Raw genomic sequence first — 25425 nt, 5'->3', positions numbered from 1 at the left:
GCCATTTGACTGCTTCAATGAAAAAATGCCCAAAGACCAGAGTCTTCAGGCATGATTGTTTTCCTCTTCCTTTATTCTGACTAATATTCTTTGAATGTGCATCGATATATACACGTTCTCGTCTTCGGGAAGGAGCAGTCCATATTCTTTTTTTAAAGCCTCAGTTGCAGCTCGCGTGCTTTGATAGACTTCGGGATAGCCTTTCTTGATCATTTGAACCATTTCAGATGGGGTAGAGCTTATATCTTCCTGTTGTATGACTGTTTTAATAGCAATATTTAAATGAGTAATTAACCCCTGATAGGCAACTGTATCAGTTGGAAAGGTAACTCCCAGAGACTCTTCGCATACTTCAACCATTAAATGTATCGCTTCAGTAAGATTCATCGTTTCTTCAACTGAAGGGTGCTTGTTTCTTGCTGTATAGAGATGAAGCGCGATAAAACCCGCTTCATCTTCTGACATGGAGGTCCCTGTCATTTTCTCTATCGCCTCAGCAGCCCATAACCCGACCTTAAATTCATCAGGGTATAAACCTTTTATTTCAGGAAGTAAATAATTCGGCGAAGACTGACCTGTCTGCACCCTTTCTATGGTAAAGATAATATGATCAAATAACGCTATATAAATTCTTTCATTAAAAGTGGCATTCAGTTCAGACTCAGCCTTTTTTACGATTTTTCTTATAACTTCAGCCTCTTCTTCTTTTATTGAGTGTAAAAGATGGGTGAAATGATCTTGTTCTTTTTCTTTTAATACAAACAGCTTTTCTATCCTTGCCGGATCTATCGTATCATTTCTTTTTTTATGGAAGGCCAGCCCCGCCCCAAGAGCAACTTTTTCCTCGTTACCTTCCTTTACTATAGCTGCATTATGGTTAAGTACCTTTTGAATGATCATAATACACTCACTCTTTCTATCAAACTATGTACCTTATTTTACTGTAAAGAGTAAGGCATTAAAAGAAAAATGAGTTCGCAGCCAAAGGTAAAATTTGACTGCCTTTTCAAAGAATCGGCGCAGCCTTCCAGCTGCACCTGGCCTAAATATCAGCTGTTACTGAGGGTCTGGTTCCTCTTTTTTCATACAATCCTCGGAACAGTAGTATTTAAAAGTACCATATGGTGAATCTTCCTTCCAATATCCCTCATTTTTAATTCTTCGGCTGCATAGAGAACAAAGACCATGATAGGTAGGGTCTCCTTTAAAAATCATACTCCTGCCTCCCTTTACTATTCTTTTGTAGCACCCCTGCTGTAAAACAACAAAACTATTCTTTTTAAAAAAAGAGCAGCTTGTGCTGCCCTTTCTCCATTATTTGTTTTCATTATTCTCCTGATGATTTAACGCGTTGTCAGAAAATTTGTCTCTGCCTGGTGCAGGATTTTGTGTCCCTTCGATTGGATGGTCACTCTCGTTTCTGGTTGTTTCTGTTCCTATATCAGAAGAGGATGCGAGGGGTTCGGCACCTGCATCCGAAGAAGTTGATGAAATACCTTCTTGGGTATTGCCCTGACTACTCTTGCTGCCGTTATCTTCATAAGCAGGACGATCCACTAAGACCACAATCCCTCCGTCTTCCACTTTATCGTGGTACTTTCTGGCCTCATCTTCAGGCAGTCCCAAGGTCATAAATTTATCAGTCAGGGTCCTTGCGTCACTTGTTTCAACCTCACCTTTTGTTTGAAAGGCCGCTTTGACCTTCTCAAAAAAACCTTCATCTTGGTCAGCATCGTACGTATCCGCCATTGTTTGAGCCCCGGTTTGTTCACCGTAAAAATTTGCTGTATCTTCGTCTTTAGCTACAATCGAAATGTCCGATGCATCAATGCCTTTTGCCTTAAGCTCTTCCACGTTCTCCAGAAGTTTCTTTTTTGAATCATACACACCAACAACTCTATTGGCCATTTTATACCTTCCTTTCTTTAAAAAGTGCTTTTTACTTCAATTCCCCTACATTGTTCTTTGAAAACAAGGCTTTGCAAAAGAGGACGTGGTCATGTTAATTCAGCCGCTACCCAGGGAGCGATGGAAAATAAATAAATGATTAAAAAATTCAAATGTTCGTTCTTTATAATAAGAGAACCAGCGTATGCTGGTCCCCTGTCGACATTATAAGAATGCTTTATTTGTTTCTATTTTCATCCTCTGAAGCGACTGGCTCAGATTTACTGTGTTGTGGTGAAGATCCTTCCGGTGCTGGATCACTGGTGCCTTGAGTCGCATATGACCTTTTGGGTTTCGCAGGTTTATTTGGCGTTCCTTCTGTTTCACCTGGGGTTTCCTCTGTTTTCATGGAGCTTCCCTCAGTCTCCCTTTCACTTGAGGTGGAACCCATTAATGGAGGACGATCCGTTGACGTAGGTTTGGTAGTATGACCAATAGGACCTCCTAAACTCTCGTCTGCATCTCTGGTTACAAATAAAACCATTTTTCCTTCTTTTATTTGGTCCTTATACTCCGTTGCCTCTTCCTCAGTCATGCCCATACTAATAAATTTTTCTTTTACATTTCCAGATGTCTTATTACTCTGTTGATTATTGCCTGTAAAAGCTTGCTTAAGCTTATCAAGCATTCCTTTATTATTGCCTTCACTGGCTTCAGTTGTTTTTTCAGTTTCAGTTTGCACACCTGTTTCCCTCATCAAATAACTGGCATCTGTCTTTTCATCAACAGCCAAAGACATATCAGATGGGTCAAGTCCTTCTTTTTTAAGCTCTTCAACAGCAGTAATGACTTCTTGCTCTTTTTCATAAACGCCTATTACTCTTTCTGCCAAGGAAATCACCTCCGGTAGCTGTACCTGTTTGTTTTGTTCTATACAATCTACCTTCCCGTATCCTATGGTTTAAAACTAAATTTTCCGGAGAAATATATACGAAACCTGAAAACTTGCAGGCACAAAAAACACCCGGTTGCCCGGGTGTTTTCACTAATGCCTTAAGCTTTCACAGTCACAGAAGCGACTTCCGTTTCTCCGCCTTTTACATCTTCAGCTTCTTTTAATTCCAGGTTCTCAAATTGTTCCCCTTCAGTAAATACCACTGGAGTTAAAGTGCTTTTTGCTTTTTCCTTAACATCGTCAAGGGAAAATTCAATGAGAAGGTCTCCTGCTTTTACTTTGTCTCCTTCTGAGACGTGAGCTTCAAATCCTTCTCCATTCATTGCCACTGTTTCCAGTCCGATATGAATAAGAATATCAAGACCTTCATTAGACTTAATACCAACGGCATGTTTTGTAGGAAATACCTGAATGACCTTTCCATCTACTGGGGAGACTACCCTTCCTTCAGAAGGATCAACAGCAAAGCCTTCTCCCATCATTTTTTCCGAAAATGTTGGATCCGGTACTTCTGTTAAATCAACGTATTTTCCTGAAACAGGAGAAAAAACCACCAAATCCTGTGGCTCATTTTTCTTTCCAAATAATTTTTTCAACATATTTAATCACCTCTTTTACATATGTATAACCTTGTCTAAAAGCCATGAAACCATTCATAATTACTTTTCTTTAATGAGTGCTTCAAAAAAGAATAGCTTTCAATTGCGGTTCCCCTCATAAAATGTAACGAACAGCCTTATAAAAGTCAACGAGACAGCCTGTACAGTCCCCATCTATTCCTTACTTCTCAAAAAGTAAAACTTACCAAAATACGAACATTAAAATCAATATTAAAATCAAAATTCGTATTTAAAGCTATTTTTTCTTTTCAACTTTGTCAATTTGCGTTATAATCCATACATACGACAAATTTATACATACTCACTCATATAATCGCGGGAATACGGCCTGCAAGTTTCTACCGAATGACCATATCATTCGACTATGGGTGAACCTCGGATGAATATGGCTTATTTTATGCACACAGCCCGATCATCAGTTGTTCGCTCATATGGACACTGGAGATCGGGCTTTTTTCATTGAGTGGACGAATTGTAACTGAAAGGATGACAGAAATGAGAAGTTTGGAAAAGGCAATTACCGAAAGAGGCCTTGTTTTATCTGAAGGTGTATTGAAAGTCGATACGTTTTTAAATCATCAAATTGATCCTGCTTTAATGAGCGAAATAGGTAAAGAGTTTGCTGCTCGCTTTCGACGTGAGCTGATAACCAAGGTGGTAACGATAGAATCCTCCGGAATCGCCCCCGCTCTTATGACTGCTTCCGAACTTGGGGTAGAGCTTATTTTTGCCAGAAAGAAAAAGTCAATAACTATGACAGATGATGTCTATACAGCGGACGTTTATTCTTTTACAAAGCAAGAAACAAATACGATCACCATTTCCAAATCCCTTCTCACTTCAACTGACCGCGTCTTGCTTATTGATGACTTTTTAGCTAACGGACAAGCTGCCCTCGGGCTTGCCTCTGTTATCAAGCAAAGCGGTGCGTCGATTGCCGGCTTTGGGATTGTAATTGAAAAGTCCTTTCAGCCGGGACGACAGAAGCTTGTTGATGCAGGATATCGGGTAGAATCACTTGCCCGCATAGAAACGTTGTCACATAGCGAGGTAGAATTTGTAAAAAATGAAATGGCATCTCAGAGCCTGTAAGAAAGAGGGAAAACAATGACTACCAACACTGTCCATTACCCGTGGTATAAAAAAGAAGATACGGACGCCTTTTTTGCTTTATTTCAAAACAACCTGGCCAATTTCGTCATCATTGCCGTAACCATGCTTGGCATGGGGTTTCCAGCAGAAATTGTTTTTGGAAAAGTAATTCCTGGAGCGGCCGCCGCAGTCATTTTTGGTAACCTGTATTATGCTTACATGGCCAACCGTCTCGCCCAAAAGGAAGGAAGAACAGACGTAACAGCTCTTTCCTACGGGATCAGCACACCCGTTATGTTTATTTTTCTCTTCGGGGTCCTGCTGCCGGCAAACCAATTAACAGGAGATCCGGAACTCGCATGGAAAATTGCATTGGCTGCTTGTTTCATAAGCGGGTTGATTGAAGCTCTTGTTGCTTTCTCTGGAAACTGGGTGAAACGCAACCTTCCTCGCGCAGCTATGCTTGGCGCCCTTGCAGGTGTCGCTCTTACTTTTATCGCTGGAGAAATGCTATTCAATACATTCTCTGTACCTGTTGTCGGGTTAGTTGTCTTAGCCATTATCTTAGTTGGCGTTCTTGGCAAGATATCCATGCCTTTTAACATCCCGACATCTCTTTTTGCGATTGTTATTGGTACCGTCCTTGCTTTCGTGATTGGTGAAGTGAATATGAACCAGGTACAAGAAGGAATGGCCAATCTTGGCTTTTATCCTCTTGTTCCTACACTTGCAGGGATTGAAGGATTTAATTATTTATTTGGCTCCCTTATTGGCTTACTGGCAGTTATTCTGCCTATTACACTTTATAATGCAATTGAGACAATGAATAATGTAGAAGCCATGTCTGCTGAAGGGGATGATTATGACGTAAGAGAATGCCAGGCTGTTGATGGAACAGGAACAATGATCGGCACATTGTTTGGTGGATTGTTTCCAACTACTGTTTACATTGCTACGGTCGGTTCGAAGTGGATGGGAGCCGGAAGAGGGTACAGCATTTTAAACGCCGCTGTATTTGCACTGGCAGCTTGCTTTGGCTTAATTGCTGCTATTTCCGCTTTCATACCTGTAGCAGCTGTTGCTCCTATCCTTGTTTTTGTGGGAATTTCCATGGTATCTTCTGCTTTTCAGCAGAATTCCACAAAGTATTATCCGGCAGTGGCACTGGCTATGCTTCCTTATGTCGCTAACTATGTCATGACAAGATTTAACAATGAAGCTGGTGAAGTAGTCAGAGATATTTCAACTGGCATTGTCCCCCTCGGTGAAGGAGCCATGTTTACGGCCATTATCCTTGGAGCCATTACCGTCTTTATCATTGACCATAATTTCAAAAAGGCTGCAGCGTTTTCTTTCGTTGGTGCCATCCTCTCTTTCTTTGGATTTATGCATGCACCTTCTTTAGCAGTAAATGCAGCGGGAGACTTTACACTAGCTTATTGTGCCATTGGTGTTTTCTTTGTTCTTTATTCCTTGAAATTTGCTAATGTTCAGGCAGGTGAAGTATTAGAGGATAAAAAAGAAGCAGCTTAGATTCTTTATTACCTCTCCTTAAAAGGGGAGGTTTTCTTTTTCAGAAAAAATGACTCATGGTTGGAATCCCTTTTCATGAAAAAAGACAAGGGTTTCTTATAAAATCGTATAACTTTAAAGCTACATATAATCAGTCACGGCTCTTTGACCACAAACAACAGCTTACCCATACCTTTCTTTACAAATTCATTTATTTAGGTATACTAATAATTGGTCAATCGAAGAGATTATTACCATGCTTACATAGGAGGTACAATTTATGAAAAAATCATTACTGCTCGTGTCCCTCTCTTCTGTGCTTGTTCTTGGAACAGCATGTAACGGTGAAGAAGACCAGGACGATGCCGTTATTGATGAAGGAGCAGAAGAAAACGGGGATATTGTAGAAGAGGATGCACAGGCTCCTGAGGAAGATGCCGAGGATATTGATGAGGACGAACAGGAAGATGAAGAATCTCCAGATCCAGATGAAGAGCTGGATGAAGAAGAAGCGGAAGAAGAAACCACTACAGCTGAAGGAATTGATGATGCCAATATTATATATGAAGACACTGACCTTGGTATCGAAGAGGAATCCGGTCCTATCTCGCTTTCCATTCAAGAAGTTCTTGTTGGTGAAAAAGATGATGAAACAATTGTAGCCGTGCTTATGGAAGCTCAAAACAATGAAGAAGACACGGTGATTTTTTATCCTAACCAGGCTTCTCTTTCCACCAATACAGGTGAAGAGGTAAGTGCCGATATTTTTGATTCGGGAAGTGTTGGCGGCGAGTTTGGAGAAGACTCAGTCGAAAAGGATTATGTTATTTTCTACTTAGACATGGATCCTGCCGAACTTGAAACCCTTACCCTTTCTATTGAAGGAGCAACTGACGGCCAAGCAGAAACCATTGGTGATGACTTGGAAATAGAAATTAACCTCGATGATGCAGAGGAAGAATAACGAAACAAAAGAGGTTCCTTACTATAAGGGAACCTCTTTTGTTCAGGTGGGCAGCTCATGGTAACAACATCCTTGTTTACATGCCAAGAAAAATCCTCATATTAATAATGGCTGGGCTGAATGAATGAATTCCAGCTAAAACACAGGAGGAGATGGTTTCATGTTTGGCATGGGGCGAAATAACAACCGCAGAAACAATGGCAATAATGCAGTCATGTTATCTTTAGTCAGCTTAGGAATAGGGGCAGCGGCTTATAGCCTGGGAAGAAGCCAAAGTAATGGTAATGGAAATGGAAACAATAACATGATGGAGCCAATGCAAAAAGCCTTTGATGAAATGCGGGATTAGTCTGATTACTTCCTGTTTAAAATGAGTCTGGGACAAAACCCAGAAAGAGAAGAGCCCTCACATCGGTGAGAGCTCTTTTTGTTTTCAGTATTCTATTGTTCAAGTCCACTCCCCTGAACCTAAAGGTACAAGTGCGACACCCGCTTAAGCTTCTTTTCATTCGCTTTCACGGTGTCTTCCATATGGCGCCTTAAGGAGAAATAATGTCAATGTGGTTAATTTCAAGCCACTTATTCATTTGAACCATATTGGCAAGGAGCTGAGGTCCTGTCATCAGCTGTCCGAACCAGGGAACGGTAAAAGAAGCACCCTTGCTGTCAGCAAGCTTTTTTAATTCGGCACGGTCCACTATTTCAAGAATTGGAGCGTGTTTATCTGCCAGTATATCTCTGACTTTTTGAGTTACCAGATTTGTATAAACTGGATGGTGTGTTTTAGGGTATGGACTTTTCTTTCGGTAAAGGACTTCATGAGGCAAAATCCCCTCCAGCGCTTTACGGAGGATTCCTTTTTCCATCCCATTTAACCTCTTCATTTCCCAAGGAATGTTCCACACATATTCAACCAGCCTGTGGTCGGCAAATGGTACCCTTACCTCCAGGCTTGCAGCCATACTCATGCGATCTTTTCTATCAAGCAAAGTGGTCATAAACCATATCATGTTTAAGTAAAACATTTCTCTTCTCTTTGCCTCTTCCTTTGAATCATCTTCATGAGCAGGAACTTCCTTCAAGGTTTCTTGATACCGGTCCTGTGAATACTCTTCTACGTTTAGTTTTTCCTGCCATTCCTTTCGCAGCAGCTTTTTTCGTTCACTCAAGGAGTCCATCCACGGAAATCCTTTTCTTTGAAGAAGATCCGTCCTGTAAAACCAGGGATATCCCCCAAAGATTTCATCCGCACACTCTCCAGATAGTGCCACTGTCGCAGTCTTTTTTATTTCTTTTGAAAACCACAGTAAGGAAGAATCAATGTCTGCCATGCCAGGCAAGTCACGGGCCATAACTGCATCATCCAGCATATCAGCCAATGTATGAACAGGAATCACTTTGTTGTGATGGATTGTCGAGTATTGATTACTCATTAATTCAATAAACGATTTATCGCTGGCCGGTTGAAATTCGTTTGCTTTAAAGTGCTTGCTGTTATCTTCATAATCGATAGAAAACGTGTGGAGCTTTCCTTTCCCTTCACCAGCAAGATGTGTAGCGGCAAAAGCTGTCAAAGCACTGGAATCTATTCCCCCGGACAAAAGAGTACTTACCGGTACATCAGCAATCAGCTGTCTTTCTACAGTATCCTGAAGCAGCTGGCGTATATGAAGAGCAGTATCCCGCTCATCCTCTTTATGATCAGCGCTCTTTACATTCCAGTATCTGCTGATTCTTTTTCCCGTTCTTGAAAGACGAAGGACATGGGCAGGACGAAGCTCTTGAATCCCTTGAAACACTCCTTTTCCAGGAGTCCGCGAAGGCCCCAGGCCGAAAATATCCAACAGCCCTTCTTCATCAAGGGCAGCTTTTACCTCCCTGTGTGCCAAAATAGCTTTTATTTCTGAAGCAAAAAGAAAGCCTCCGTTTTTTTCTGCAAAAAAGAGAGGCTTTACTCCAAGCCGATCCCTTCCCAGGAAAAGCTCTTCTTTATGATGATCCCAAATTGCAAAAGCAAAAATACCGTTTACTTTTTCCACGCATTGTTCCTTCCATTCAAGAAACGCAGTTAACAACACTTCAGTATCTGAAGAAGAAGCAAAGGTATACCCTTTTGCAAGAAGCTCTTTTCGCACCTCTTCTGTATTATAGAGTTCTCCATTATAAATGATCGTACACGTCTTCCCTGCTGCCGTTTTTGTCATTGGCTGTTTTCCCCCAGCAGGATCCACAACAATGAGCCGTGTATGTCCAAACAAAGCATGACGATCAGACCATATATTTTCTTCATCTGGCCCTCGCAGCCGCAGCGTCTTTATCATTTTTATCATCTCTTCTTTTTCTTGATGCAGGTCAGAGGAAAAATGTATCCATCCTGCTATTCCACACATAAAAAAGTCCCTCCTATAAAAGCATCAATACGGCAGAGCCTATATCTCATGCTATTCAGGAGGAACGATAACGTTCCATTTCTTTTTATTTGGCAACTTCAATCAAATACCATCCGCCTTCTTTAATGATAGGGGAAACTTTCTTTACTTTCAGACCGCTTTTCTTGGCATAACTCTTTATTTCCTTTTCAGAAGGAAGAGGATATAAATTTTCATGGGCTGACATAAAGCTGTTAAATGCTGCTGAAAAGGCTTGTCCATGCTTGGAGTTCTGCAACGGAGCCATAATGAGTAATCGTCCTTTTTTATTTAACAGCTCTTTTGCATTTTTAAATAAGTCCTGCCGCTCTTCCATTGAAAAATAGTAAAGCAGGTTATTCATCATTACAATATCTGATTTGTATTCTTTTGTATAAAAATCCTGTATATCTCCTTGAATAATCTCTACATTTGTTTGCTTAGTCTGTTCCTTTGCTTCCTTTACAATTTCTTCATGAAGTTCAATTCCTGTTAATTTAAGATCGGGATTTTTCTCATAAATACGACTTAGGTAACCGCCATAGCCACAGCCCATATCCAAAATAGAAGAAGCTTTATTTTTCTTGATCACTTCCATAAGTTTTGGGAAGGCTAATGCTTCTAATAACGAAGATGTCTGGGCAACGATCGGACCGTAATCCTTTTCCAGGTAGCTAACCCGCTCCTTTCCCTTCATTGCATCTTTATATGACAGAAGCGTCGGTATATGCAGCTCCATCATTTCTGTTAACAGGACGCCAACTGAATAAGGACTATGTCTAGAAATATACCTTGTCATCTCTTTATGACTTTTCACTTTCCCATTACGTTTCTTTTTCAGGTGTCCAATAGCAAGGCCTACTTCAACCCAGCGTTTAAGAAGAGCCTCATCAAGCTCCTGTTTTCTTTGTACCTCTTGGACCTTTGCCCCTTTGGCAAAATGATCAAATAAGTCCAAACTATATCCTACATGGGCATGCCAGGTCGGGAGAAATTCTTCATTCTTTTTCATCCATTTCCTTGCTTCCAGTAATCGTTTCATTTCCTTTATCATTTCTCCACTCACCTCATCAAGTTAATGGTACTTGTAGTACCAAGGATAATCGTCTTTGTGTGTAAAAAAATGCGGCTGCTGCTTTTGCGGGGAATATTGCTTTTTAGAGGTAAACCATGGAGGGAGACCAATAGTTCTCATGTAATCCCATGCTGAAAACTTCCACATGCCAAGCCCAGAAATATTCAGCATCTGCTTGAAATGAAGTCTGGGTATATTCTCCATGTAGTATAAAGCCCTCATTCTTGTTTTCCTGGCAGTTTGGTATGGAAAAGAGTAAGCTAAGGCAGATTGATGACTGAGAAAGGATAAGTATTCTGCCCTGGGTTTCCTGATCGTTTCAAACCACGTTAAATGTTTGTGGTCCGTTTTATTTTCTGTGTACATCCAGCCAAGAAGCTCTCCTAACACATCAGCATCTTGAATAGCCAGATTCATTCCTTCCCCAGCCATTGGATGGACGCTGTGAGCTGTATCCCCTATAATCACTTTATTTTCTTCCACATAATGTGAGACGTTATGTCGCTTCGGAATCATCAGTTGAATATCCCTCCATCCAACGGAGTCCACGTAGCCTTTCATTTCAGGCATGAACTGATAATAAGCCCTGTAAAAACTCTCGATTCCATCTTCTTTCATTTTTTTCAGCTGTCCTGGCTGAATCAACAGAACTGTCCTTACCTCTCCCCCAGGCAATGGAAAAAGGCCGAGAAAACTATCTTTGCTTGCAAAAATAACAGAATCTTTTAAGGAAGGAGGACGTGGAAAGGAGACCGTTAAAAATTGATGATTGTAATCACTTTCCTTCACTTTTGTCTTCATGGAATCTCTGATTTTTGAAACTCTGCCTTCAGCTCCTACGTAGAAATCAGCCTGGCAGTACAGTTCTTCATCCTTTGTTTTGATCCTTGCTTTCCTGGCGTCAGGGTTTTGGTCCTCAGTAAAATTCAGGAATGTCCCTGGCCATATATAATGAAAGGTTTCGTACCTTTTTAATTCCTCCAGTAAAATGGATCTCAGCTTTTCATGGGGGAGCATAAAAGCCTGATTGTAAAAAGAGTCAAGCTTATCATAACGAAGCTCGCTCTCAAATATGGGAGTTGGAAATCCATTTTCTTGAAGCTCCACTTCAATTGAGTGAATAACATGTAAGGGGTAGCTCTCTTTTTCCAGCAAGCTATATAAGCCCAGGTCGCTGAATATTTTTATGCTTTTCGGCTGCAGCAATTCTCCTTTATAGAGCACCTTTTGCGGGTTCTGCTTGGCCTTTTCAATAAGTAAAACACGAATGTTTTTCTTAACTAATTTTAAAGCGAGAGTCAGCCCGGCTACTCCCCCTCCTGCGATTAACACATCATACTTCATCAAATCACCTGTCCCCTGTCGTTCCTTACCTACCCTCATCAAGGCAGAAATAAACTTTTAGGTATAAAGAAGGCAGCTTATCGTCACCCTAGGATATAAATAAATGAAGAAGCAAAGGAGAATCTGCCTGTGAATATTCAGAGAGCTCAAGAAATAGCATCCTCTCCAGAGATGAAACATGTATACTATAATGATGTAGCCGTTTACATTCAAGCCGTTGACCCTGAAAACAGCACAGCACGCATTTATGACTTGCGCGATACGGAGAATGAAATGACAGTTAATCTTGGTAACTTAATTGAAAAATAAAACAGGGTCCTCGTTGCCGAGGTCCCTGTTATACATATTTATTTAAAATTTTATCAACGGAACGTCCGTAGCTTTCACCAAAGATATTTAAGTGAACAAGAAGATAATAAAGCTGATACAACGGCTTTCGATCTTCAAAGTCGGGTTCCAGCTCCTTTGATTCCTGGTACGCTCCATACACTCGAGGAGAGAATCCGCCAAATAAATCCATAAAAGCGATTTCAAACTCATAATCACCATAAAACACAGCAGGGTCTATTAAAAAGGGTTCTCCACCAGGGCCTGCTATCCAGTTTCCACCCCATAAATCACCATGCAGACGAGAAGGCTTTCTGTCAGGAGGTACTAACTCATCAACTTTCTCTAATAACTTCTGAGATTTGCTCCCTCTCTGACCTGACAGTCTTCCAAGAGACCTTGCTAAATCAAACTGCGGCTTTAATCGTTTTTCTCTTAAAAAATCTCCCCATGTCTTTTCCCATCCGTTGGACTGGGGGAGCTCTCCAATAAAATTATCTGCCTCGAGACCAAAATAAGTTCCATGATGGGAATGCAGCTGAGCCAGTCTGGTTCCCAGCATTTCCTCGGTTGTGTTTGTTGCTTCTCCTTCCACCCATTCCATTACAATGAACTTCTTTCCCCACCCTAAAACCTCAGGCACAGCTAATGTATGGGTTTCCTCAAGAAACTGAAGACCGGCAGCTTCCTGTGAAAAGAAATCCTTAGGGGCTTCTTCATGAAGCTTAACAAAAAAACGTTCACTCGTCGTTTCTACGTAATACGCTGAACTAATACTGCCTCCTGAGACAGGCTGGACAGTTTTAATATGGTCTTCGGCGTTAATCGAGGATAAAGCAAGTTCAACACTTGTTTTCATATCCCCTCACGCTCCCGTATATGAGTAAGGAGATTTGTACAGCTGCAGTCAACCATCTCATACACTTCCTCAAAATTCCCTGTAAAATATGGATCCGGCACATCTTCTCCAGGAGAAGCTGGATCGTAGTCTAATAAACGTGATATTTCCCCTGTATTGCTGTGTCCAGCTAACGCTCTAATATTTCCCAGGTTTTCAGCATCCATAGCAATGATGTATTCAAACTCAGAAAGGTCTTTTTTCTTTAACTGTCTTGCTTGAAGTCCGGCCGCCTCAATATTATTTTTCGTAAGTATACTTATCGTTCCTTCATGAGGAGGATTTCCAATATGCCAGTGCCCTGTACCGGCTGAATCTACAGTTATTTTACTGCTTAAGCCTGCTTCCTGGACTTTCTTTTTAAAGACTGCTTCAGCCATGGGAGACCGGCAAATATTCCCCAGACAGACAAATAACACATTTATCATACAGTCACCTCAATTTTCCATTCTCTCTTTATATTATATCGTTAATAAGAATTAAGAACAAAGACTCATAAATAAAAAAATAAAACCTCCATGGTATATACCAAAGAGGCTTTATGATTTATTAAGCAAATATTTCTTGATGGTCATTTTTTACTTGTTTAAGGATTGCTTCCACAGAAGGATACTCGTCAACCTTATATTTTTCTAATGAACATAAGGAATTATCCTTGCAGCCGTAAAATATCTGCACAACTTCTTCTGTGTCGGCTTCTTTTACAGAGAAACGACCGCTTTCCTCAAAGCTTGCATCACTGTTTTCAAACTTTTCATAAACCACATAGTAGTCAGCCTTTGTTTCCTCTGTAAAATATTCTTTCGTTTCCACCAAGTCATGAACGATCACGTTCTATTCACTTCCTATTCTTAATTTTTGTTTAGATAAAGAGAATTCCTGATTTCTACTATACACTTCTAGCTTAGAGCTTTGGTTGCCAATTCTTGAAAACCAAGTGAAGGATTTGTGAACAACTTAGTCTGTGCTCTTACCTCTAATAACAACTAGCAAAGCTAAATCACTCCTCTTTTCTTCACAAAGAATAGAATATTAGAAATGAGAAAAAGCCGCAATCTTTAAAGCAGCTCATAAAAAAGGAAAGAGCAACTCCTAGAGAGCACTGCTTAAATCATACGCGAGAGAATCACGATATAGTCCATTTGCGTCAAATTTCTCTTCGATTTAACGTAAGCAGTATTTGCTTCCCAGCTTAAAGAGAGGAGGGAAGCTTCCTGTACCAGCCTATTATGTATAGACATTAACCAGCAGTCCTCTTACTTCCCCCACTAAATCAAGAATATCCAGGCTTTTTTTGTTTTGTTCCAGCACGGCATTTGTAAGGTCCAGGAGCTTTTGATCGACTTCTTGTACGGTTTTGTATATTTTTGTACGCCCTCTTCTGTTAAATCCGCGTTTTTCTTCAAGACGAAGACCATGCTCCACTGCTTCCTGCATAAACTCCTTGACCAGCAGTTTATACTTTCTCAGTTCCTCTACTGTTCTTGTTTCGGCCAGCACATTTCCCTGGTTTTCGATTTGCTTAACAAGCTTAGTGAATCGTTCATGTGCCTTTTCATCTTTTTGCTTGTTCATGATTTCAGTAAATGAAAGAGAAGGTTCAGGGCCGGCTTTTCTTTTAACATTTTGTTGAAGTTCAGAGCGGCCAACCTTTTGTATATCGATTCTCGTCACGCCCTTTACAGTTTTTCTCATTGTACCATCGGCCACGCAAGGATGGTAGGTCACATTAGCTTCCTCTTAAAACATCATACTCCTTGGGCAAATGATTTCTATTACCCTGTAAATGATACATTCTATTGAAGCAGCTGTAATACGCCCTGGGGCAATTGATTAGCCTGTGCAAGCATGGCTGTCGCCGACTGGTTTATAATATTGTTCCTAGTAAATTCTGTCATTTCCAAAGCCATATCTGCATCACGAATACGAGACTCAGAGGCTGTTAAATTTTCATGAGTGATCTGCAGGTTATTAACTGTATGCTCAAGACGGTTTTGTGTTGCTCCAAGCTTTGAGCGTGCATCAGAAATCTTGTTAATTGCTTCATCCAATGCAAAAATAGCTTGATTGGCTGCTTCCTGGCTGCGCACATCTATTTCTTCAATACCGAGCTGTACAGTGTCCATCTTTGGGATGTCTACAAGCACATGCTGATTGGTGTTAGGGCCAATCTGAAACGCAAGGGCATTATTCACAATCGTAAATGCTGTCGCTTCCTCAGCATCTGAGGTTTGTAAATTACTGGAAATAGAAAATTCAAGGCCTCCGTGAGTAACTACTCCATTTCTGGATGTAAGTTCTTTGCCAAAAGCGTGCCTATGATATTCACCATCTTCGTTACCTGGTTCCCGGTAATAGAGAGAGAAGGCGGCCTCCATTTCCATAGATACTTTAACCATACCGGACCGCTGGATAGCACCTGTATTAATCGCTAGCCCTCCGATATTTTCTGGTCCACTGCCATCCCCAACCTCTACATTTCTAGTTTCTATAGATAAACCATCCGGACCAAGAATTTCAATCGTTGCACTGTTTCCTTCGTAGTTTCTTACATTTATGGTGTATTCACCTAAAGGTATATTCGCAAAGTTGTTAATTAAAGGTGTACTTTCATCAGGGATACCTTCCCCAGAGTCTTCGTCTCCTCTTCCTCCATTTAATTGGCCATCTGGAGTAAGGTCATTAGCTTCTGTTTCATCCCCACCGGTTTCCTGAGACTCAACTTCAGCGTCTGTAGTTGGTTCGGTGAAGTTTTGTTCGTTTACCTCATCAGATGAATTATTAGCGTCTACTTGATCTCCACCATTTACTTGAGACTCATCTTCAGCCTCTGTAGTTGGTTCGGTAGAGGCTTCTGATTGTACCTGTTGAAAATCAATATCCCCCGCCTCTAATCCTGCACCGGGCTGGACAATGGATATTTTTGGCTCGACATCAGTTACATTAAGTCTGTAATCGCCTGACTTCAGATTGGCATTGACTGCCTTAGGAAGGCTTGTTAAATTAGCCTGGTTTGCATCGTTTCCATCAATAACGTGAAAAGTAGACAATACTGCGCTGGACCCGTTTAGAAGTTTCCGTGTATTAAATTCAGTTTTCTCCGAAATAGAATCTATTTCAAGCTTCAGCTGATCTATTTCCTTTTGTATTTGGTCCCGGTCATATTCAGTGTTTGTATCATTTGCTGCCTGTACTGCCAGTTCTCTCATTCGCTGCAGCATGGAATGAACTTCCTGCATCGCTCCCTCTGATGTCTGCATTAAAGAGATTCCATCCATTGCATTTCGTTCTGCCTGCTTCAGCCCTCTGATTTGTGAGCGCATCTTTTCTGAAATAGCGAGGCCCGCTGCATCGTCTGCTGCCTTATTGATGCGAAGTCCGGAAGAAAGCTTTTCAAGGTTTTTAGAAACATGCACTTGGTTTTGACTTAAATTTCGGTAGGCATTTAACGCTTGAATATTATTATTAATCTTCATGTAGATCTCCTTTTCTGTCAGCTTTCTTGCATAACATGCTGCTCGTAAATATTGGTCTTTTGGCGAATCGTTTTAAAGCGGGTGTCCGGTTTGGCTTTGATTCCCTGATTCCACGCACCAGCCAGGTTCGTCAGTATTTCGAGAGCCAATTTCAAGGGTTCAATTTGTTTTTTTAGATTCGCTTCTATCACTTGTTCTGCAAGATAATTATACAGAGCATCAAGCTGGTCAGAAATAATTCCAGCTTCATAATTTAAACCCGCACCAAGGCGGTATAAGATGTCATTGGTTTTTTGTAAATTCCTATTAGCTTCCATATAATTTTTCATTTGTATAGCAGCTATTGCTTCATTTATGTTATGGATAGCTGCTTCATAAAGAAGTGAGGTAATTTCTTGAGAAGATTTCCTATGGATAAACTCTTCTGTTAAGCCTGACATTAATTCAAACACCTCCGAAAGCAGTCTCGCTTGTATTATCGTCTGTTAATCATTTCTTTTAATAGCTGTTTTCCATTTCTTCAATAAGCAGTAATATTTCTGCTATAACCGAATAAAGCTGAGGAGGTACATTTTCACCCAGATCCATATCCAAAAGGTTTTCTACCAGCAAAGGGTCTTCCTGCATATGTATGTTATTTTCCTTGGCCAGAGCCATAATCTGCTGGGCAACCTGTCCTTTCCCTTGAGCAACTACCTTAGGCACCAGGTTCTCTTCTTCGTCATAACGAATAACCGCTGCTGTCCGGCCATTTTTTTCTTTTCTCTGTTTGTGATTGTAATAAGCAGAAACGATCATATTTTATAGTCAAATCCTTTCTCTGTAAAAACGGGCATGGAATCGCTCTGGTCTTCTTCTTTTGTTTCTTTTTCAGTAAACGCCTTAAAATGAATGCCTGCTACACGGTAGCCTAATTCAGTCAGAGCGTTCTCAGTCTTTTTAATAAGTGGTTCCATACTGCTTTTTAAATTTTGCTGATCATTTTTTAGTGTGACCTGCAGATTCCTTTCACTCGCCTGTACAGAGATGCCGACCTCTCCTAATTTTTTTGTTTCAATTAAAAAATAAAGGCTGCAATTTTCCCAGTCTAACGTCCCTCTCTCGTCCCTTGAGTTAACATAAACCTGTAAATTCTTGACCTTTCCCTTTAAGAGATAAGGAAGCGAAAAAAACATAGTTTGAATAGGGCTTCCAGGGTCTGGCTTACTTAACAGCTGTTGTCCGGTAATATGGTTCACCCCTTGGGCTGCCTGCTGCTGCAGCCGGCTCCCTTCTTCTTCATTTCTCGCTAACTGCATCAGCTTGTGCTTTACATTTTCATCTCCTATAGGACTTCGGTTCCCAGCCAGGCTCTGGCTTATTTCTGCTTCTCTGTTAAAACCAATACTTCTTAAATAATCAAAGACTTGACGGGCTGATCCCTCTTGTAACGAAGAAGGCCTGTAGGCATCGGCAGGAGAGGCTTGTCTCTGAGTAGAGGTAAGTCGTTCTCCCTGTTCCTTTCCACTGGCAGTAAAGTGCTTCAACTTTTGCTCCGATGGATGAAATTGAAGTCTTTCAATTAATGACTGAACCTGTCGGACAATCTGTCTTGCTTCAGAAAGCATATTTTTTTGAAGAAATTTAGAAGCTTCTGCCAGCTGACTGCTTGCTTGCAGCAGGCTTCTTTCTGTTTTCATATCCGTAAATAGCGTCATCTCACTTCTTAAGATAGTTTTGTCCAGGCTTTTTATGGTCGTTTCAAGAAGCTGCCTGGCCTGTGGAGCAGTCCTTCTTTCCTCCATTAGGTGATGGGCCTGGTCCAGTTTCTTTGTAACGTCTCTTTTGATTCCTTGAAACTCTCCTGTTAATGCGGCTAATTTCTCTGTTATTTTCGTCTCCAACAGAAGCCTGCTTTGATTTTGGCCTAAAAGACCGGTAGTGTCGTTTGTTCTGTGCTCAAGAACCTGTTCTTTCATTTGCAGAAGAAGAGCTGCTACCTCCTGCCTTGCTGCCATTTCCATGCCATTATCGGCTTTGTTAATGGCTCGTTGAACCCCATCTGTCAATTGGGTTTGCTGCTTATCTGAAAGCTCAGGGTGATTCCCTGCCTCATGCCTGATATAATCTGCAGCTTTTCTAAAATCAGGTTCTTTTCCAAGCTGCTTGTGAGCCTGTTGTAATACTTCCTCTATCGGCCCTGCGCTTACCATGCTTTGAAGTACTTGACCAATTCTTTGACTTCCGGCATTTTCTAATTGAATCGCCTGATTGATGCCCCGTTCAACCGCAAGTGCCTGCCTCTTGTTCCCGGGTGGTAAAATGCTCACTGCCTCGTTTCTCATACTCGTCAGGTCAGTACCTTTTTTTAGAAGTTCTGTAAACTGGCCGGTGCTGCCTGACTCCCCCTCTTCGGTCTGACTAAAAGCTTGTAGTAACCGCTCTCTTCCTGTCTGTTGGAGATAGTCAGCTTGCTTTAACACCTTTTCAAGCTGTTTTGCACTCGTTTCACTAATTTCCGGGTGGGTAAGAAGCTGATTTCTGACTATACCTATCGTTTCTTGCACGTTTGACAGCTGAGCTGTTCTGTTTCGTACTTCCTGAAGCGTTTCATTCAAGGAAGTTTGAGCCGTTGTTTGCTGATTTTGTTGACTTATCCACCTTTGTAAGGCTCGTGTCACTGCTTGTTCTTCCTGTACTGTTAATCGCTGACCCATCTCATTGATCCTTTTGCTTTTCGCCGAAATCTGCTGTAAGGTTTCTTGCAAAGGCCTTCCGTGAAGGGCTTCATGTACAGCCTGCAGTTGCGGCCTTGTTACTTCTAAATGTTTACCTGCGAGAGCCTTCACAGTCTGAATCCTCTTAAGACTGCTTCCTGCCCCCTCATCAAAAAACTGCCTGAGGGCCTTGACAGTCTCTTTAGTCAGGGGCACTCCTTTATCTAAAAGCAATTGTGCACTTTGCCGTACTTCTTTTGATACAGGCTGCCCGGCACCTAGTCGTTTTAACACTTCATCTGCTCTTGTTCCAGTATCTCTTTGGCTTTGTCTGCCCGTTTCATCAGGGAGAGCTTTCACGAGAATTTTGCCTTGTCCTTCATCCGCTCGTCCTGCCACTTCTACTGTGACACGATCATGCTTAGGGAGAGTGACTTCAAATTGTACTCGTACTTCCTGTCCCTTCATGTGAACAACAGCTTCGTTATGGGAGAGCCTTTCTGTAACAACCGCGCGGTGCACCTCGCCTTTTTGAACAGAATGTGCTGCTTCTCTCTGGGTCGAGACATGAGCTCCGGAAATATGGCCTACATCCATTTTCATCACTCCGATTCAATCTTCTTATACTCTTTATCGGCATTTACTGCTGTATTCTTAACGGGGAATTATACGTATGATAAGAAGCAATTTGCAGCATAAAAAAGAAGCTTAGTCGTGATCCTGACTATGCTTCCTTTTTTGTCCCCAATATTCAAATAAAAAATCTTTATCAAGGCTTGTTCCTTTTCGGACATCTTTCTTTTCTTCTTTTTGAGTTTTTGTCTTTTTTATATTAAAAATTTCTTCCCCGAACTGACCTTTTAGCTTCTCCATTGTTTCAGAAAGCTTTGCTTGTTTTTCCTCTTCCTTATAAGTAAACAAATCCAGTTGTTTGTACGCTTCTTTGAGCGGCGTAACATCTAAAGAGGTAATGCCAAGAAGGCGGACAGGCTCTTCGTTCCAATATTTATTGAAAAGAAAATAGGCTTCCTTAAAGATCTCCTCTTCTTCTGTAAGAGGATTCGTCAGTTGCCTACTCCGAGTAATCGTTTTGCGGTTTTTGTAGCGGATCGTTATTTGGATATTTGAAGAACAGACTTCCTTTTTCTTCATTCGTCTGGCTACAGAAGCAGACAATGACTTTAAAGTAGAAGCTATCTTCTCATCGTTTCTAGTATCAGAAGGAAGTGTAACGGAATTCCCAATGCTTTTAAAAACATTGACTGATTCAGGGTCTACTTCACGTAGATCATGACCGTTTGCTCTTTCATGAAGCTTTCTTCCACGTACCCCAAAGACGCCTTCAATCATCTGCATATCACTGCCGGCCAAATCTCCAATGGTTTCAATGGAAAGTGATTTCATCTTTTCTGCTGTTTTTTCCCCTACTCCGTGCATTTCTCCAATGGCAAGTGGCCATAGCTTGGTATCAAGCTCTCTTTTACGTAATATTGTAATTCCCATAGGCTTTTTCATATCGCTGGCCATTTTTGCTAAAAATTTATTGGGAGCGATCCCAATACTGCAAGGAAGTCCCAGGTCTCTCTTCATCTTTTCCTGAAGCTCTCCGGCAATCTCTGCCCCTGCCCCATTCCTGAATACATCTGTCATATCCATATACCCTTCATCTATGGACACAGGTTCAACGAGAGGAGAGTATTCTTCAAGCAGCCTGAACATTTCTAAAGAGGCTGCCCGGTAGCGCTGGAAGTTAGGAGGACGAATAATTAATTCTGGACACTTTCTTAATGCTTCCCATACTTGCATTGTTGTTTTTACCCCCTTAGCTCTAGCCTCATAGCTGGAGGTTACGACAATACCTTTTCTTTCCTCTGGATTTCCTGCAATAGCAAGAGGCTTTCCTCTGAGAGAAGGATCATGTACAGCCTCAACTGAAGCATAAAAACTGTTCATGTCTATATGAAAAACCACTCTTCCTTTTCTTGCTTTCATAAGAAAACCTCCTTTGCCAAGGTTCCCATAGGTATGTATGACACCCACAATAAGAAAATATAATACGGAATCATAATAAACACATTATGATATCATATAAGTAATGAAATGAACAGGAGGGTGCATTATGAGCGAAGATCTAATCCTATCAATCACTTATAAGGATATTTTGACACAAATTGTGAGATGTAACACCCTTTACAAGGATCTGCACGAGAAAAAACCAACAATCCCGGAATTATCGGAAATTGTTGGTTTTTCAGAAGAGTTAATTCTTGAATCGATGGAATATGGCAACGCTGAACAGCACATTCATTAAGTTACTTATAAAAATCAACCTTCTTCTTTAACAAAGCCCTTTCTTTAAGAAGATACTTCTTCCACCACAGAAACCATAAGCTGGGTAATTTTATTCAATTCAGAGATTGGCATCCTTTCTTGGGGAGTATGAATGTCCAGATAACCTACGGCAAAATTGACCGTTGGTATTCCGTACCCTGAAAAGATATTGGCATCGCTTCCCCCGCCGCTTGTCTTTAAAGACGGTGTAAGCCCTGACCTCCGCACTGCATTCATGGCCACTTGAACCACGCTGTCCCCTATATCAAACTTATAACCAGGATAGGCGTACCTTACATTTACATCTGCAGAAGCTCCCATCTCTCTTGCCGTATCTTCAAAAGCTTTTTTCATTTTTTCTACTTGGACGTCAAGTTTTTTTCTATCTAAGGAACGTGCTTCCGCTAATATATATGCTTTGTCAGTCACTATATTTGTTTTTTGGCCGCCTTCAAATCGACCAATATTGGCCGTCGTTTCTTCATCTATTCTCCCAAGAGGCATTTTGGCCACTGATTTTGCAGCTACGGTAATGGCAGAAATTCCTTTTTCAGGTGCCACTCCTGCATGAGCCGTCTTTCCATTCACTGTTACTTCCAAGGTTGCCTGGTTGGGTGCAGATATAATAATGTTGCCTACATCCCCTCCGCTATCCATGGCAAATCCGTACTTAGCATTCAGCATTTCAGGATTTAACGCTTTGGCTCCAATGAGGCCGGATTCTTCTCCAACAGTAATTACAAACTGCAAAGGTCCATGCTCAATCTTTTGCTCCTGAATGGTCCGAATGCCTTCTAGCATGGCAGCTATCCCTGCTTTATCGTCAGCTCCAAGGATTGTCGTCCCGTCAGTGACGACATGACCGTCTTCCACACTGGGCTTAATACCTTTTCCGGGGATTACAGTATCCATATGGGACGTAAAGAAAATTGGGTCCGCTCCTTCCTTATTCCCTTGCATGGTACATATTAAATTGCCGGCTTCATGCTCAGTGGTTTCGGCCGCATTGTCTTCTACCACATCAAGGCCCAGAGCTATAAATTTCCCTTTTAATATATCGCAAATCGCTCTTTCATGCTTGGTTTCTGAGTCCACTTTTACTAGTTCCAGAAATTCATTTAATAAGCGTTTTTCGTTAATCATTTACTGTGTCCTCCTAACAACAAATGCAGCAGCCTTATTTCTTTTCACATAGCTCATAAAGAACACTGCCGGTCGACTTAGGGTGTAGAAAAGCTACCTCGGCCCCTCCGGCCCCAGGTACAGGAGTGTTATTTATAGCTTTAACTCCATCTTCCTTTATTTCTTGGAGCCTCGTTTCGATATCCTTGACACCTAGAGCAACATGATGAATCCCTTCCCCTTTTTTATTAATAAATCCAGCTACCGGACTATCATTTGATAAAGGCTCAAGCAGTTCTATCTTAGACTCTCCTATTTCCAGGAAAGCTACCTTTACTTTTTGTGAAGATACTTCCTCTATTTTTAATAAGGGAAGACGGAGAGTCTCCGTATAAAACGGCAGGTGATCTTCAATAGACATAACTGCAATTCCAATATGGTCGATTTTTGTTGGTTTTTCTTTCATTTTACACACCCCTTTGGCTATACCCATAACAATATGGCTTATACACTTTCTCTTCTTCTTTCCATAAAAAAATCCCTCTTTTTTTGGCATGCAGGCTTGAGACTTTCTTTAATTCCTCGTAAAATAAGACTTAGATTGAATAATGATGGAGGAATTGAAATGCCAAGAAAGTTTCAGAAAGTCATTATATATATTATGATCATAACTCTCGTCGTAGGAAGTTTGTTAACAGGCGCGGCTACCTTTTTATAAAAAGAATCAAAACTCGGACCGAAGCTTCCGCTTCGGTCCTTTTTTATTTTCCCCGACAGTTCATTCTTTGTTTACACTTTGATTTTTTTATAAAATAACTCCTATTTCTTTCGCTATTTCCTCCAGGGTCTTTGAACTTTGCCCTATCCAGATTTTCGTGCCTACGGGAACCTTGGTAAACAGATGGTCAACATCATCATTCATGAGGCGGACACACCCATTGGAAACATATTCACCAATTAAATGAGGCTGGTTTGTGCCGTGAATTCCATAGATTCTGCCATCAGTCGCATGGGCGTCAAAGCCTATCCATTTGGTTCCTAATGGATTATCCGGTGACCCTCCGGGAATATCAAGCTTGCGAAAATAAGGATTCTCAGCTTTTACTACAACCGTAAATTCCCCCTCTGGTGTCAGACCAGGCTCTTTTCCTGAAGCGATCCGGTATTCCACTTGTTTTTCGCCTGCATGAAAGTAAGCCAGTTCATTCACAGAGGTATTTATAATAATATAAGGATCTCCAACATCAGGCTCTGAAGCAAGGGGCCAAAGAAGAGATACTGCCATAATCACTTTAAAAAAGAAGGAAAAGAAAACCATTATCATCTCCGCCTTTACTTATTCCTCTTTCTTATTTTCTCCCCGCCTTTTTACCTTATACCGTTTTTTAACAGATACCGTTTGAGTTCTTCTAAGATCAGCTTTAAACATCTTCTTCATAAGCAAATACTGCTCTAGTTCATGGAGGATATAAAATAAGGAAGACCGAATTTCAAACTCCTGCCTCGTTTCTGGAAGATCCATTGCCTGGAGTTCTTCCCGCAGATCATCTAATTGCGTAAGAAAATAATTTGCTGTATTCCCTGCATACACGGCCCCGCTTAATTCATTCATAAAATCTGCTATTTTCTCTCCTTGAATCACTGTGTCATCCAGAGTAGAAATGAACGGAAGGATCCTCTCCAGGATTTCAAGCTGCTTTTCTCTCATCTTGAAGTAATGATAAAAGTAGTCATCTTCCCGCAAAAAATGATTATCAATATTGATTAATGCCTTCCCTTTTCCGTGTGAAATAGTGTTGGATGCCTCTGTGAATTCTTTTCCGGTCCACCCTGTATCGCCCTCTTTAAGATAGCGTGCAAACTCTTTCCAAATCGTCTGAAAAGCTTCCTCTATGTAAACTTGATCCCACACCAGTTCATTTTCCGCACTAGGCATGTACCAATTCATGAGTAATGCCACACCTACCCCTATGACTATCAAAAGTACTTCATTTATCAGGATACCGGCTGAAACCTCGCCCAATGTATAGAGGTGAAACATGATTACCGCGCTGGTCGCCACTCCTTTTTTTGCCTTTATAGCTACCACGGTAGGAATGAATAGTAAAAGGAGAATGGTTATTGATAGAAAGTGGTACCCAGCCAGTTCAAAAATAACAGTAGCATAAAGCAGACCAATGAGACTTGCTAAAATACGCTCCCACGAGGAACGCAATGAGTCTCTTCTGGTAACTGTTATACACAAGATCGCTATAATACCTGCCGAGGCATAAAAGTCTAATTGTAAAGTCTGGGCTATTAATATTGCTAAGCCGGCTCCAATAGCGGTTTTGAGCGTGCGGTATCCAATTTTAAACATTCGTTAAACCTCTCCCTGCCTGATAGGTTCTTTGTGTACGTGTATTCACTGCTCGTTTATAGCCACATTGCTTTTTTTAACTCAAAACAGAAATGAAAGAATGTTTAAGGGATACCATCCCACTAACATCCTTCCTTATTACAAGTAGGTTACCCTAATATATTCCTCACTCTTTCCTGACAAGAAAGAAATATTCCTTTGGAATTGTTTACAAATTGAACTTCGGATTTTTGTATGCTTTTATTCTAGCAAAAAATCATAGTATGAAACCTGTTTACTTATAAATAGGAATCGAGTAGGAGGAGGTGACTAACCTCCGTCCTCTCACACCACCGTACGTACGGTTCCGTATACGGCGG

At 41.1% G+C, this 25425-nt stretch carries 28 protein-coding genes and 1 riboswitch; of the genes, 7 read left to right on the top strand and 21 right to left on the bottom strand.

Annotated features, from left to right (window positions below; genetic code table 11):
* Positions 1-45 precede the first annotated feature (45 nt).
* The 5 genes from ACFPU1_RS15080 to ACFPU1_RS15060 form a co-directional block, all read right to left on the bottom strand.
* A complete protein-coding gene (locus ACFPU1_RS15080) occupies positions 46-900 on the bottom strand; it encodes a PRD domain-containing protein (RefSeq protein WP_385942650.1) in 855 nt (284 codons plus the stop codon).
* A gap of 156 nt (positions 901-1056) precedes the next feature.
* Entirely contained in the window at positions 1057-1215 is a 159-nt protein-coding gene (locus ACFPU1_RS15075) for a hypothetical protein (RefSeq protein WP_385942648.1), read from the bottom strand.
* Between the two features lie 99 nt (positions 1216-1314).
* Entirely contained in the window at positions 1315-1908 is a 594-nt protein-coding gene (locus ACFPU1_RS15070) for a YflT domain-containing protein (RefSeq protein WP_385942646.1), read from the bottom strand.
* A gap of 217 nt (positions 1909-2125) precedes the next feature.
* Complete coding sequence (locus ACFPU1_RS15065) at positions 2126-2779, bottom strand: general stress protein (protein WP_385942644.1); 654 nt, start codon at positions 2777-2779, stop codon at positions 2126-2128.
* 161 nt (positions 2780-2940) lie between these two features.
* Positions 2941-3441, bottom strand: coding sequence for a PTS sugar transporter subunit IIA (locus ACFPU1_RS15060; protein WP_385942642.1), 501 nt, complete (start codon positions 3439-3441; stop codon positions 2941-2943).
* A gap of 306 nt (positions 3442-3747) precedes the next feature.
* Positions 3748-3847, top strand: a riboswitch (purine riboswitch).
* Between the two features lie 110 nt (positions 3848-3957).
* Here ACFPU1_RS15060 and ACFPU1_RS15055 point away from each other — a divergent pair.
* The 4 genes from ACFPU1_RS15055 (at position 3958) to ACFPU1_RS15040 (ending at position 7379) form a co-directional block, all read left to right on the top strand.
* Entirely contained in the window at positions 3958-4554 is a 597-nt protein-coding gene (locus tag ACFPU1_RS15055) for a xanthine phosphoribosyltransferase (protein ID WP_385942640.1), read from the top strand.
* A 15-nt stretch (positions 4555-4569) separates the two neighbouring features.
* Positions 4570-6087 (top strand): NCS2 family permease, encoded by a 1518-nt coding sequence (locus tag ACFPU1_RS15050; RefSeq protein WP_385942638.1) that lies wholly within the window; start codon positions 4570-4572, stop codon positions 6085-6087.
* Positions 6088-6346: 259 nt separating this feature from the next.
* Positions 6347-7030 carry a hypothetical protein gene (locus ACFPU1_RS15045; protein WP_385942636.1) on the top strand — a complete coding sequence of 228 codons (684 nt, stop codon included), beginning with the start codon at positions 6347-6349 and terminating at the stop codon, positions 7028-7030.
* Positions 7031-7190: 160 nt separating this feature from the next.
* The gene (locus ACFPU1_RS15040) at positions 7191-7379 is read left to right on the top strand and encodes a hypothetical protein (RefSeq protein ID WP_385942634.1); all 189 of its coding nucleotides are present in this window, start codon (positions 7191-7193) and stop codon (positions 7377-7379) included.
* Between the two features lie 190 nt (positions 7380-7569).
* Here the strand turns inward: ACFPU1_RS15040 and asnB are convergent, their stop codons facing one another.
* The 3 genes from asnB to ACFPU1_RS15025 all read right to left on the bottom strand — a co-directional run bounded on the left by asnB (position 7570) and on the right by ACFPU1_RS15025 (position 11857).
* A complete protein-coding gene (gene asnB / locus ACFPU1_RS15035; protein ID WP_385942632.1) occupies positions 7570-9420 on the bottom strand; it encodes an asparagine synthase (glutamine-hydrolyzing) in 1851 nt (616 codons plus the stop codon).
* 85 nt (positions 9421-9505) lie between these two features.
* Complete coding sequence (locus tag ACFPU1_RS15030; protein WP_385942630.1) at positions 9506-10492, bottom strand: class I SAM-dependent methyltransferase; 987 nt, start codon at positions 10490-10492, stop codon at positions 9506-9508.
* Between the two features lie 21 nt (positions 10493-10513).
* Entirely contained in the window at positions 10514-11857 is a 1344-nt protein-coding gene (locus tag ACFPU1_RS15025; RefSeq protein ID WP_385943034.1) for an FAD-dependent oxidoreductase, read from the bottom strand.
* Positions 11858-11986: 129 nt separating this feature from the next.
* Here ACFPU1_RS15025 and ACFPU1_RS15020 point away from each other — a divergent pair, with 129 nt between their 5' ends.
* Positions 11987-12166: an H-type small acid-soluble spore protein gene (locus tag ACFPU1_RS15020; RefSeq protein ID WP_054636433.1), complete on the top strand. Its 180-nt coding sequence runs from the start codon at positions 11987-11989 to the stop codon at positions 12164-12166.
* Positions 12167-12194: 28 nt separating this feature from the next.
* On the opposite strand, the gene ACFPU1_RS15015 is transcribed toward ACFPU1_RS15020, so the two are convergent.
* The 9 genes from ACFPU1_RS15015 to ACFPU1_RS14975 all read right to left on the bottom strand — a co-directional run bounded on the left by ACFPU1_RS15015 (position 12195) and on the right by ACFPU1_RS14975 (position 21246).
* A complete protein-coding gene (locus ACFPU1_RS15015; RefSeq protein WP_054636434.1) occupies positions 12195-13043 on the bottom strand; it encodes a fructosamine kinase family protein in 849 nt (282 codons plus the stop codon).
* Positions 13040-13510 carry a low molecular weight protein-tyrosine-phosphatase gene (locus ACFPU1_RS15010; RefSeq protein WP_054636435.1) on the bottom strand — a complete coding sequence of 157 codons (471 nt, stop codon included), beginning with the start codon at positions 13508-13510 and terminating at the stop codon, positions 13040-13042. The genes ACFPU1_RS15015 and ACFPU1_RS15010 overlap by 4 nt, the downstream gene beginning before the upstream one ends.
* Positions 13511-13631: 121 nt before the next feature.
* Positions 13632-13913 (bottom strand): hypothetical protein, encoded by a 282-nt coding sequence (locus ACFPU1_RS15005; RefSeq protein ID WP_054636436.1) that lies wholly within the window; start codon positions 13911-13913, stop codon positions 13632-13634.
* A 396-nt stretch (positions 13914-14309) separates the two neighbouring features.
* Positions 14310-14747, bottom strand: coding sequence for a YaaR family protein (locus ACFPU1_RS15000; RefSeq protein ID WP_385943032.1), 438 nt, complete (start codon positions 14745-14747; stop codon positions 14310-14312).
* Between the two features lie 131 nt (positions 14748-14878).
* A complete protein-coding gene (locus tag ACFPU1_RS14995; protein WP_385942627.1) occupies positions 14879-16558 on the bottom strand; it encodes a flagellin N-terminal helical domain-containing protein in 1680 nt (559 codons plus the stop codon).
* Between the two features lie 17 nt (positions 16559-16575).
* Complete coding sequence (locus ACFPU1_RS14990; RefSeq protein WP_385942625.1) at positions 16576-16998, bottom strand: flagellar export chaperone FliS; 423 nt, start codon at positions 16996-16998, stop codon at positions 16576-16578.
* Positions 16999-17056: 58 nt separating this feature from the next.
* Complete coding sequence (locus tag ACFPU1_RS14985; RefSeq protein ID WP_054636437.1) at positions 17057-17356, bottom strand: EscU/YscU/HrcU family type III secretion system export apparatus switch protein; 300 nt, start codon at positions 17354-17356, stop codon at positions 17057-17059.
* Entirely contained in the window at positions 17353-19851 is a 2499-nt protein-coding gene (locus tag ACFPU1_RS14980) for a hypothetical protein (RefSeq protein WP_385942623.1), read from the bottom strand. The genes ACFPU1_RS14985 and ACFPU1_RS14980 overlap by 4 nt, the downstream gene beginning before the upstream one ends.
* A 111-nt stretch (positions 19852-19962) precedes the next feature.
* Entirely contained in the window at positions 19963-21246 is a 1284-nt protein-coding gene (locus ACFPU1_RS14975; protein ID WP_385942621.1) for a DNA polymerase IV, read from the bottom strand.
* A 127-nt stretch (positions 21247-21373) separates the two neighbouring features.
* Here ACFPU1_RS14975 and ACFPU1_RS14970 point away from each other — a divergent pair, with 127 nt between their 5' ends.
* Entirely contained in the window at positions 21374-21565 is a 192-nt protein-coding gene (locus ACFPU1_RS14970; protein WP_385942619.1) for a hypothetical protein, read from the top strand.
* Between the two features lie 44 nt (positions 21566-21609).
* Here the strand turns inward: ACFPU1_RS14970 and ACFPU1_RS14965 are convergent, their stop codons facing one another.
* Together ACFPU1_RS14965 and mce are read right to left on the bottom strand one after the other, a co-directional pair.
* Positions 21610-22728 (bottom strand): M20/M25/M40 family metallo-hydrolase, encoded by a 1119-nt coding sequence (locus ACFPU1_RS14965; RefSeq protein WP_054636441.1) that lies wholly within the window; start codon positions 22726-22728, stop codon positions 21610-21612.
* 34 nt (positions 22729-22762) lie between these two features.
* Positions 22763-23173 (bottom strand): methylmalonyl-CoA epimerase, encoded by a 411-nt coding sequence (gene mce / locus ACFPU1_RS14960; RefSeq protein ID WP_157049850.1) that lies wholly within the window; start codon positions 23171-23173, stop codon positions 22763-22765.
* A 159-nt stretch (positions 23174-23332) separates the two neighbouring features.
* Here mce and prli42 point away from each other — a divergent pair, with 159 nt between their 5' ends.
* Positions 23333-23425, top strand: a complete 93-nt coding sequence (gene prli42 / locus ACFPU1_RS14955) for a stressosome-associated protein Prli42 (RefSeq protein WP_157842918.1) — start codon at positions 23333-23335, stop codon at positions 23423-23425.
* An 87-nt stretch (positions 23426-23512) separates the two neighbouring features.
* On the opposite strand, the gene ACFPU1_RS14950 is transcribed toward prli42, so the two are convergent.
* Together ACFPU1_RS14950 and ACFPU1_RS14945 are read right to left on the bottom strand one after the other, a co-directional pair.
* Positions 23513-24025 carry a L,D-transpeptidase gene (locus tag ACFPU1_RS14950; RefSeq protein ID WP_385942616.1) on the bottom strand — a complete coding sequence of 171 codons (513 nt, stop codon included), beginning with the start codon at positions 24023-24025 and terminating at the stop codon, positions 23513-23515.
* Between the two features lie 18 nt (positions 24026-24043).
* A complete protein-coding gene (locus ACFPU1_RS14945; RefSeq protein ID WP_385942614.1) occupies positions 24044-25066 on the bottom strand; it encodes an aromatic acid exporter family protein in 1023 nt (340 codons plus the stop codon).
* Positions 25067-25425: the final 359 nt, after the last annotated feature.

Origin of the sequence: Thalassorhabdus alkalitolerans (assembly GCF_042656525.1) — a bacterium.
GTDB lineage: Bacteria > Bacillota > Bacilli > Bacillales > Marinococcaceae > Thalassorhabdus > Thalassorhabdus alkalitolerans.
Note: the sequence above shows the minus strand (reverse complement) of the source record. Positions and strands in the feature narration are given on the sequence as shown.

Excerpts from the sequence above, each read along its gene's own strand:
- ACFPU1_RS15045 (WP_385942636.1), top strand. The coding sequence starts at position 6,347 with ATGAAAAAATCATTACTGCTCGTGTCCCTCTCTTCTGTGCTTGTTCTT.
- ACFPU1_RS14985 (WP_054636437.1), bottom strand. The coding sequence starts at position 17,356 with ATGATCGTTTCTGCTTATTACAATCACAAACAGAGAAAAGAAAAAAAT.
- ACFPU1_RS14975 (WP_385942621.1), bottom strand. The coding sequence starts at position 21,246 with ATGAAAGCAAGAAAAGGAAGAGTGGTTTTTCATATAGACATGAACAGT.
- ACFPU1_RS15075 (WP_385942648.1), bottom strand. The coding sequence starts at position 1,215 with ATGATTTTTAAAGGAGACCCTACCTATCATGGTCTTTGTTCTCTATGC.
- ACFPU1_RS15040 (WP_385942634.1), top strand. The coding sequence starts at position 7,191 with ATGTTTGGCATGGGGCGAAATAACAACCGCAGAAACAATGGCAATAAT.
- ACFPU1_RS15025 (WP_385943034.1), bottom strand. The coding sequence starts at position 11,857 with ATGAAGTATGATGTGTTAATCGCAGGAGGGGGAGTAGCCGGGCTGACT.
- ACFPU1_RS15010 (WP_054636435.1), bottom strand. The coding sequence starts at position 13,510 with ATGATAAATGTGTTATTTGTCTGTCTGGGGAATATTTGCCGGTCTCCC.
- prli42 (WP_157842918.1), top strand. The coding sequence starts at position 23,333 with ATGCCAAGAAAGTTTCAGAAAGTCATTATATATATTATGATCATAACT.
- ACFPU1_RS15070 (WP_385942646.1), bottom strand. The coding sequence starts at position 1,908 with ATGGCCAATAGAGTTGTTGGTGTGTATGATTCAAAAAAGAAACTTCTG.
- mce (WP_157049850.1), bottom strand. The coding sequence starts at position 23,173 with ATGAAAGAAAAACCAACAAAAATCGACCATATTGGAATTGCAGTTATG.
- asnB (WP_385942632.1), bottom strand. The coding sequence starts at position 9,420 with ATGTGTGGAATAGCAGGATGGATACATTTTTCCTCTGACCTGCATCAA.
- ACFPU1_RS14950 (WP_385942616.1), bottom strand. The coding sequence starts at position 24,025 with ATGGTTTTCTTTTCCTTCTTTTTTAAAGTGATTATGGCAGTATCTCTT.
- ACFPU1_RS14965 (WP_054636441.1), bottom strand. The coding sequence starts at position 22,728 with ATGATTAACGAAAAACGCTTATTAAATGAATTTCTGGAACTAGTAAAA.
- ACFPU1_RS15030 (WP_385942630.1), bottom strand. The coding sequence starts at position 10,492 with ATGATAAAGGAAATGAAACGATTACTGGAAGCAAGGAAATGGATGAAA.
- ACFPU1_RS14995 (WP_385942627.1), bottom strand. The coding sequence starts at position 16,558 with ATGAAGATTAATAATAATATTCAAGCGTTAAATGCCTACCGAAATTTA.
- ACFPU1_RS14980 (WP_385942623.1), bottom strand. The coding sequence starts at position 19,851 with ATGGATGTAGGCCATATTTCCGGAGCTCATGTCTCGACCCAGAGAGAA.
- ACFPU1_RS15055 (WP_385942640.1), top strand. The coding sequence starts at position 3,958 with ATGAGAAGTTTGGAAAAGGCAATTACCGAAAGAGGCCTTGTTTTATCT.
- ACFPU1_RS15015 (WP_054636434.1), bottom strand. The coding sequence starts at position 13,043 with ATGAAAACAAGTGTTGAACTTGCTTTATCCTCGATTAACGCCGAAGAC.
- ACFPU1_RS14970 (WP_385942619.1), top strand. The coding sequence starts at position 21,374 with ATGAGCGAAGATCTAATCCTATCAATCACTTATAAGGATATTTTGACA.
- ACFPU1_RS15080 (WP_385942650.1), bottom strand. The coding sequence starts at position 900 with ATGATCATTCAAAAGGTACTTAACCATAATGCAGCTATAGTAAAGGAA.
- ACFPU1_RS14990 (WP_385942625.1), bottom strand. The coding sequence starts at position 16,998 with ATGTCAGGCTTAACAGAAGAGTTTATCCATAGGAAATCTTCTCAAGAA.
- ACFPU1_RS15060 (WP_385942642.1), bottom strand. The coding sequence starts at position 3,441 with ATGTTGAAAAAATTATTTGGAAAGAAAAATGAGCCACAGGATTTGGTG.
- ACFPU1_RS15050 (WP_385942638.1), top strand. The coding sequence starts at position 4,570 with ATGACTACCAACACTGTCCATTACCCGTGGTATAAAAAAGAAGATACG.
- ACFPU1_RS14945 (WP_385942614.1), bottom strand. The coding sequence starts at position 25,066 with ATGTTTAAAATTGGATACCGCACGCTCAAAACCGCTATTGGAGCCGGC.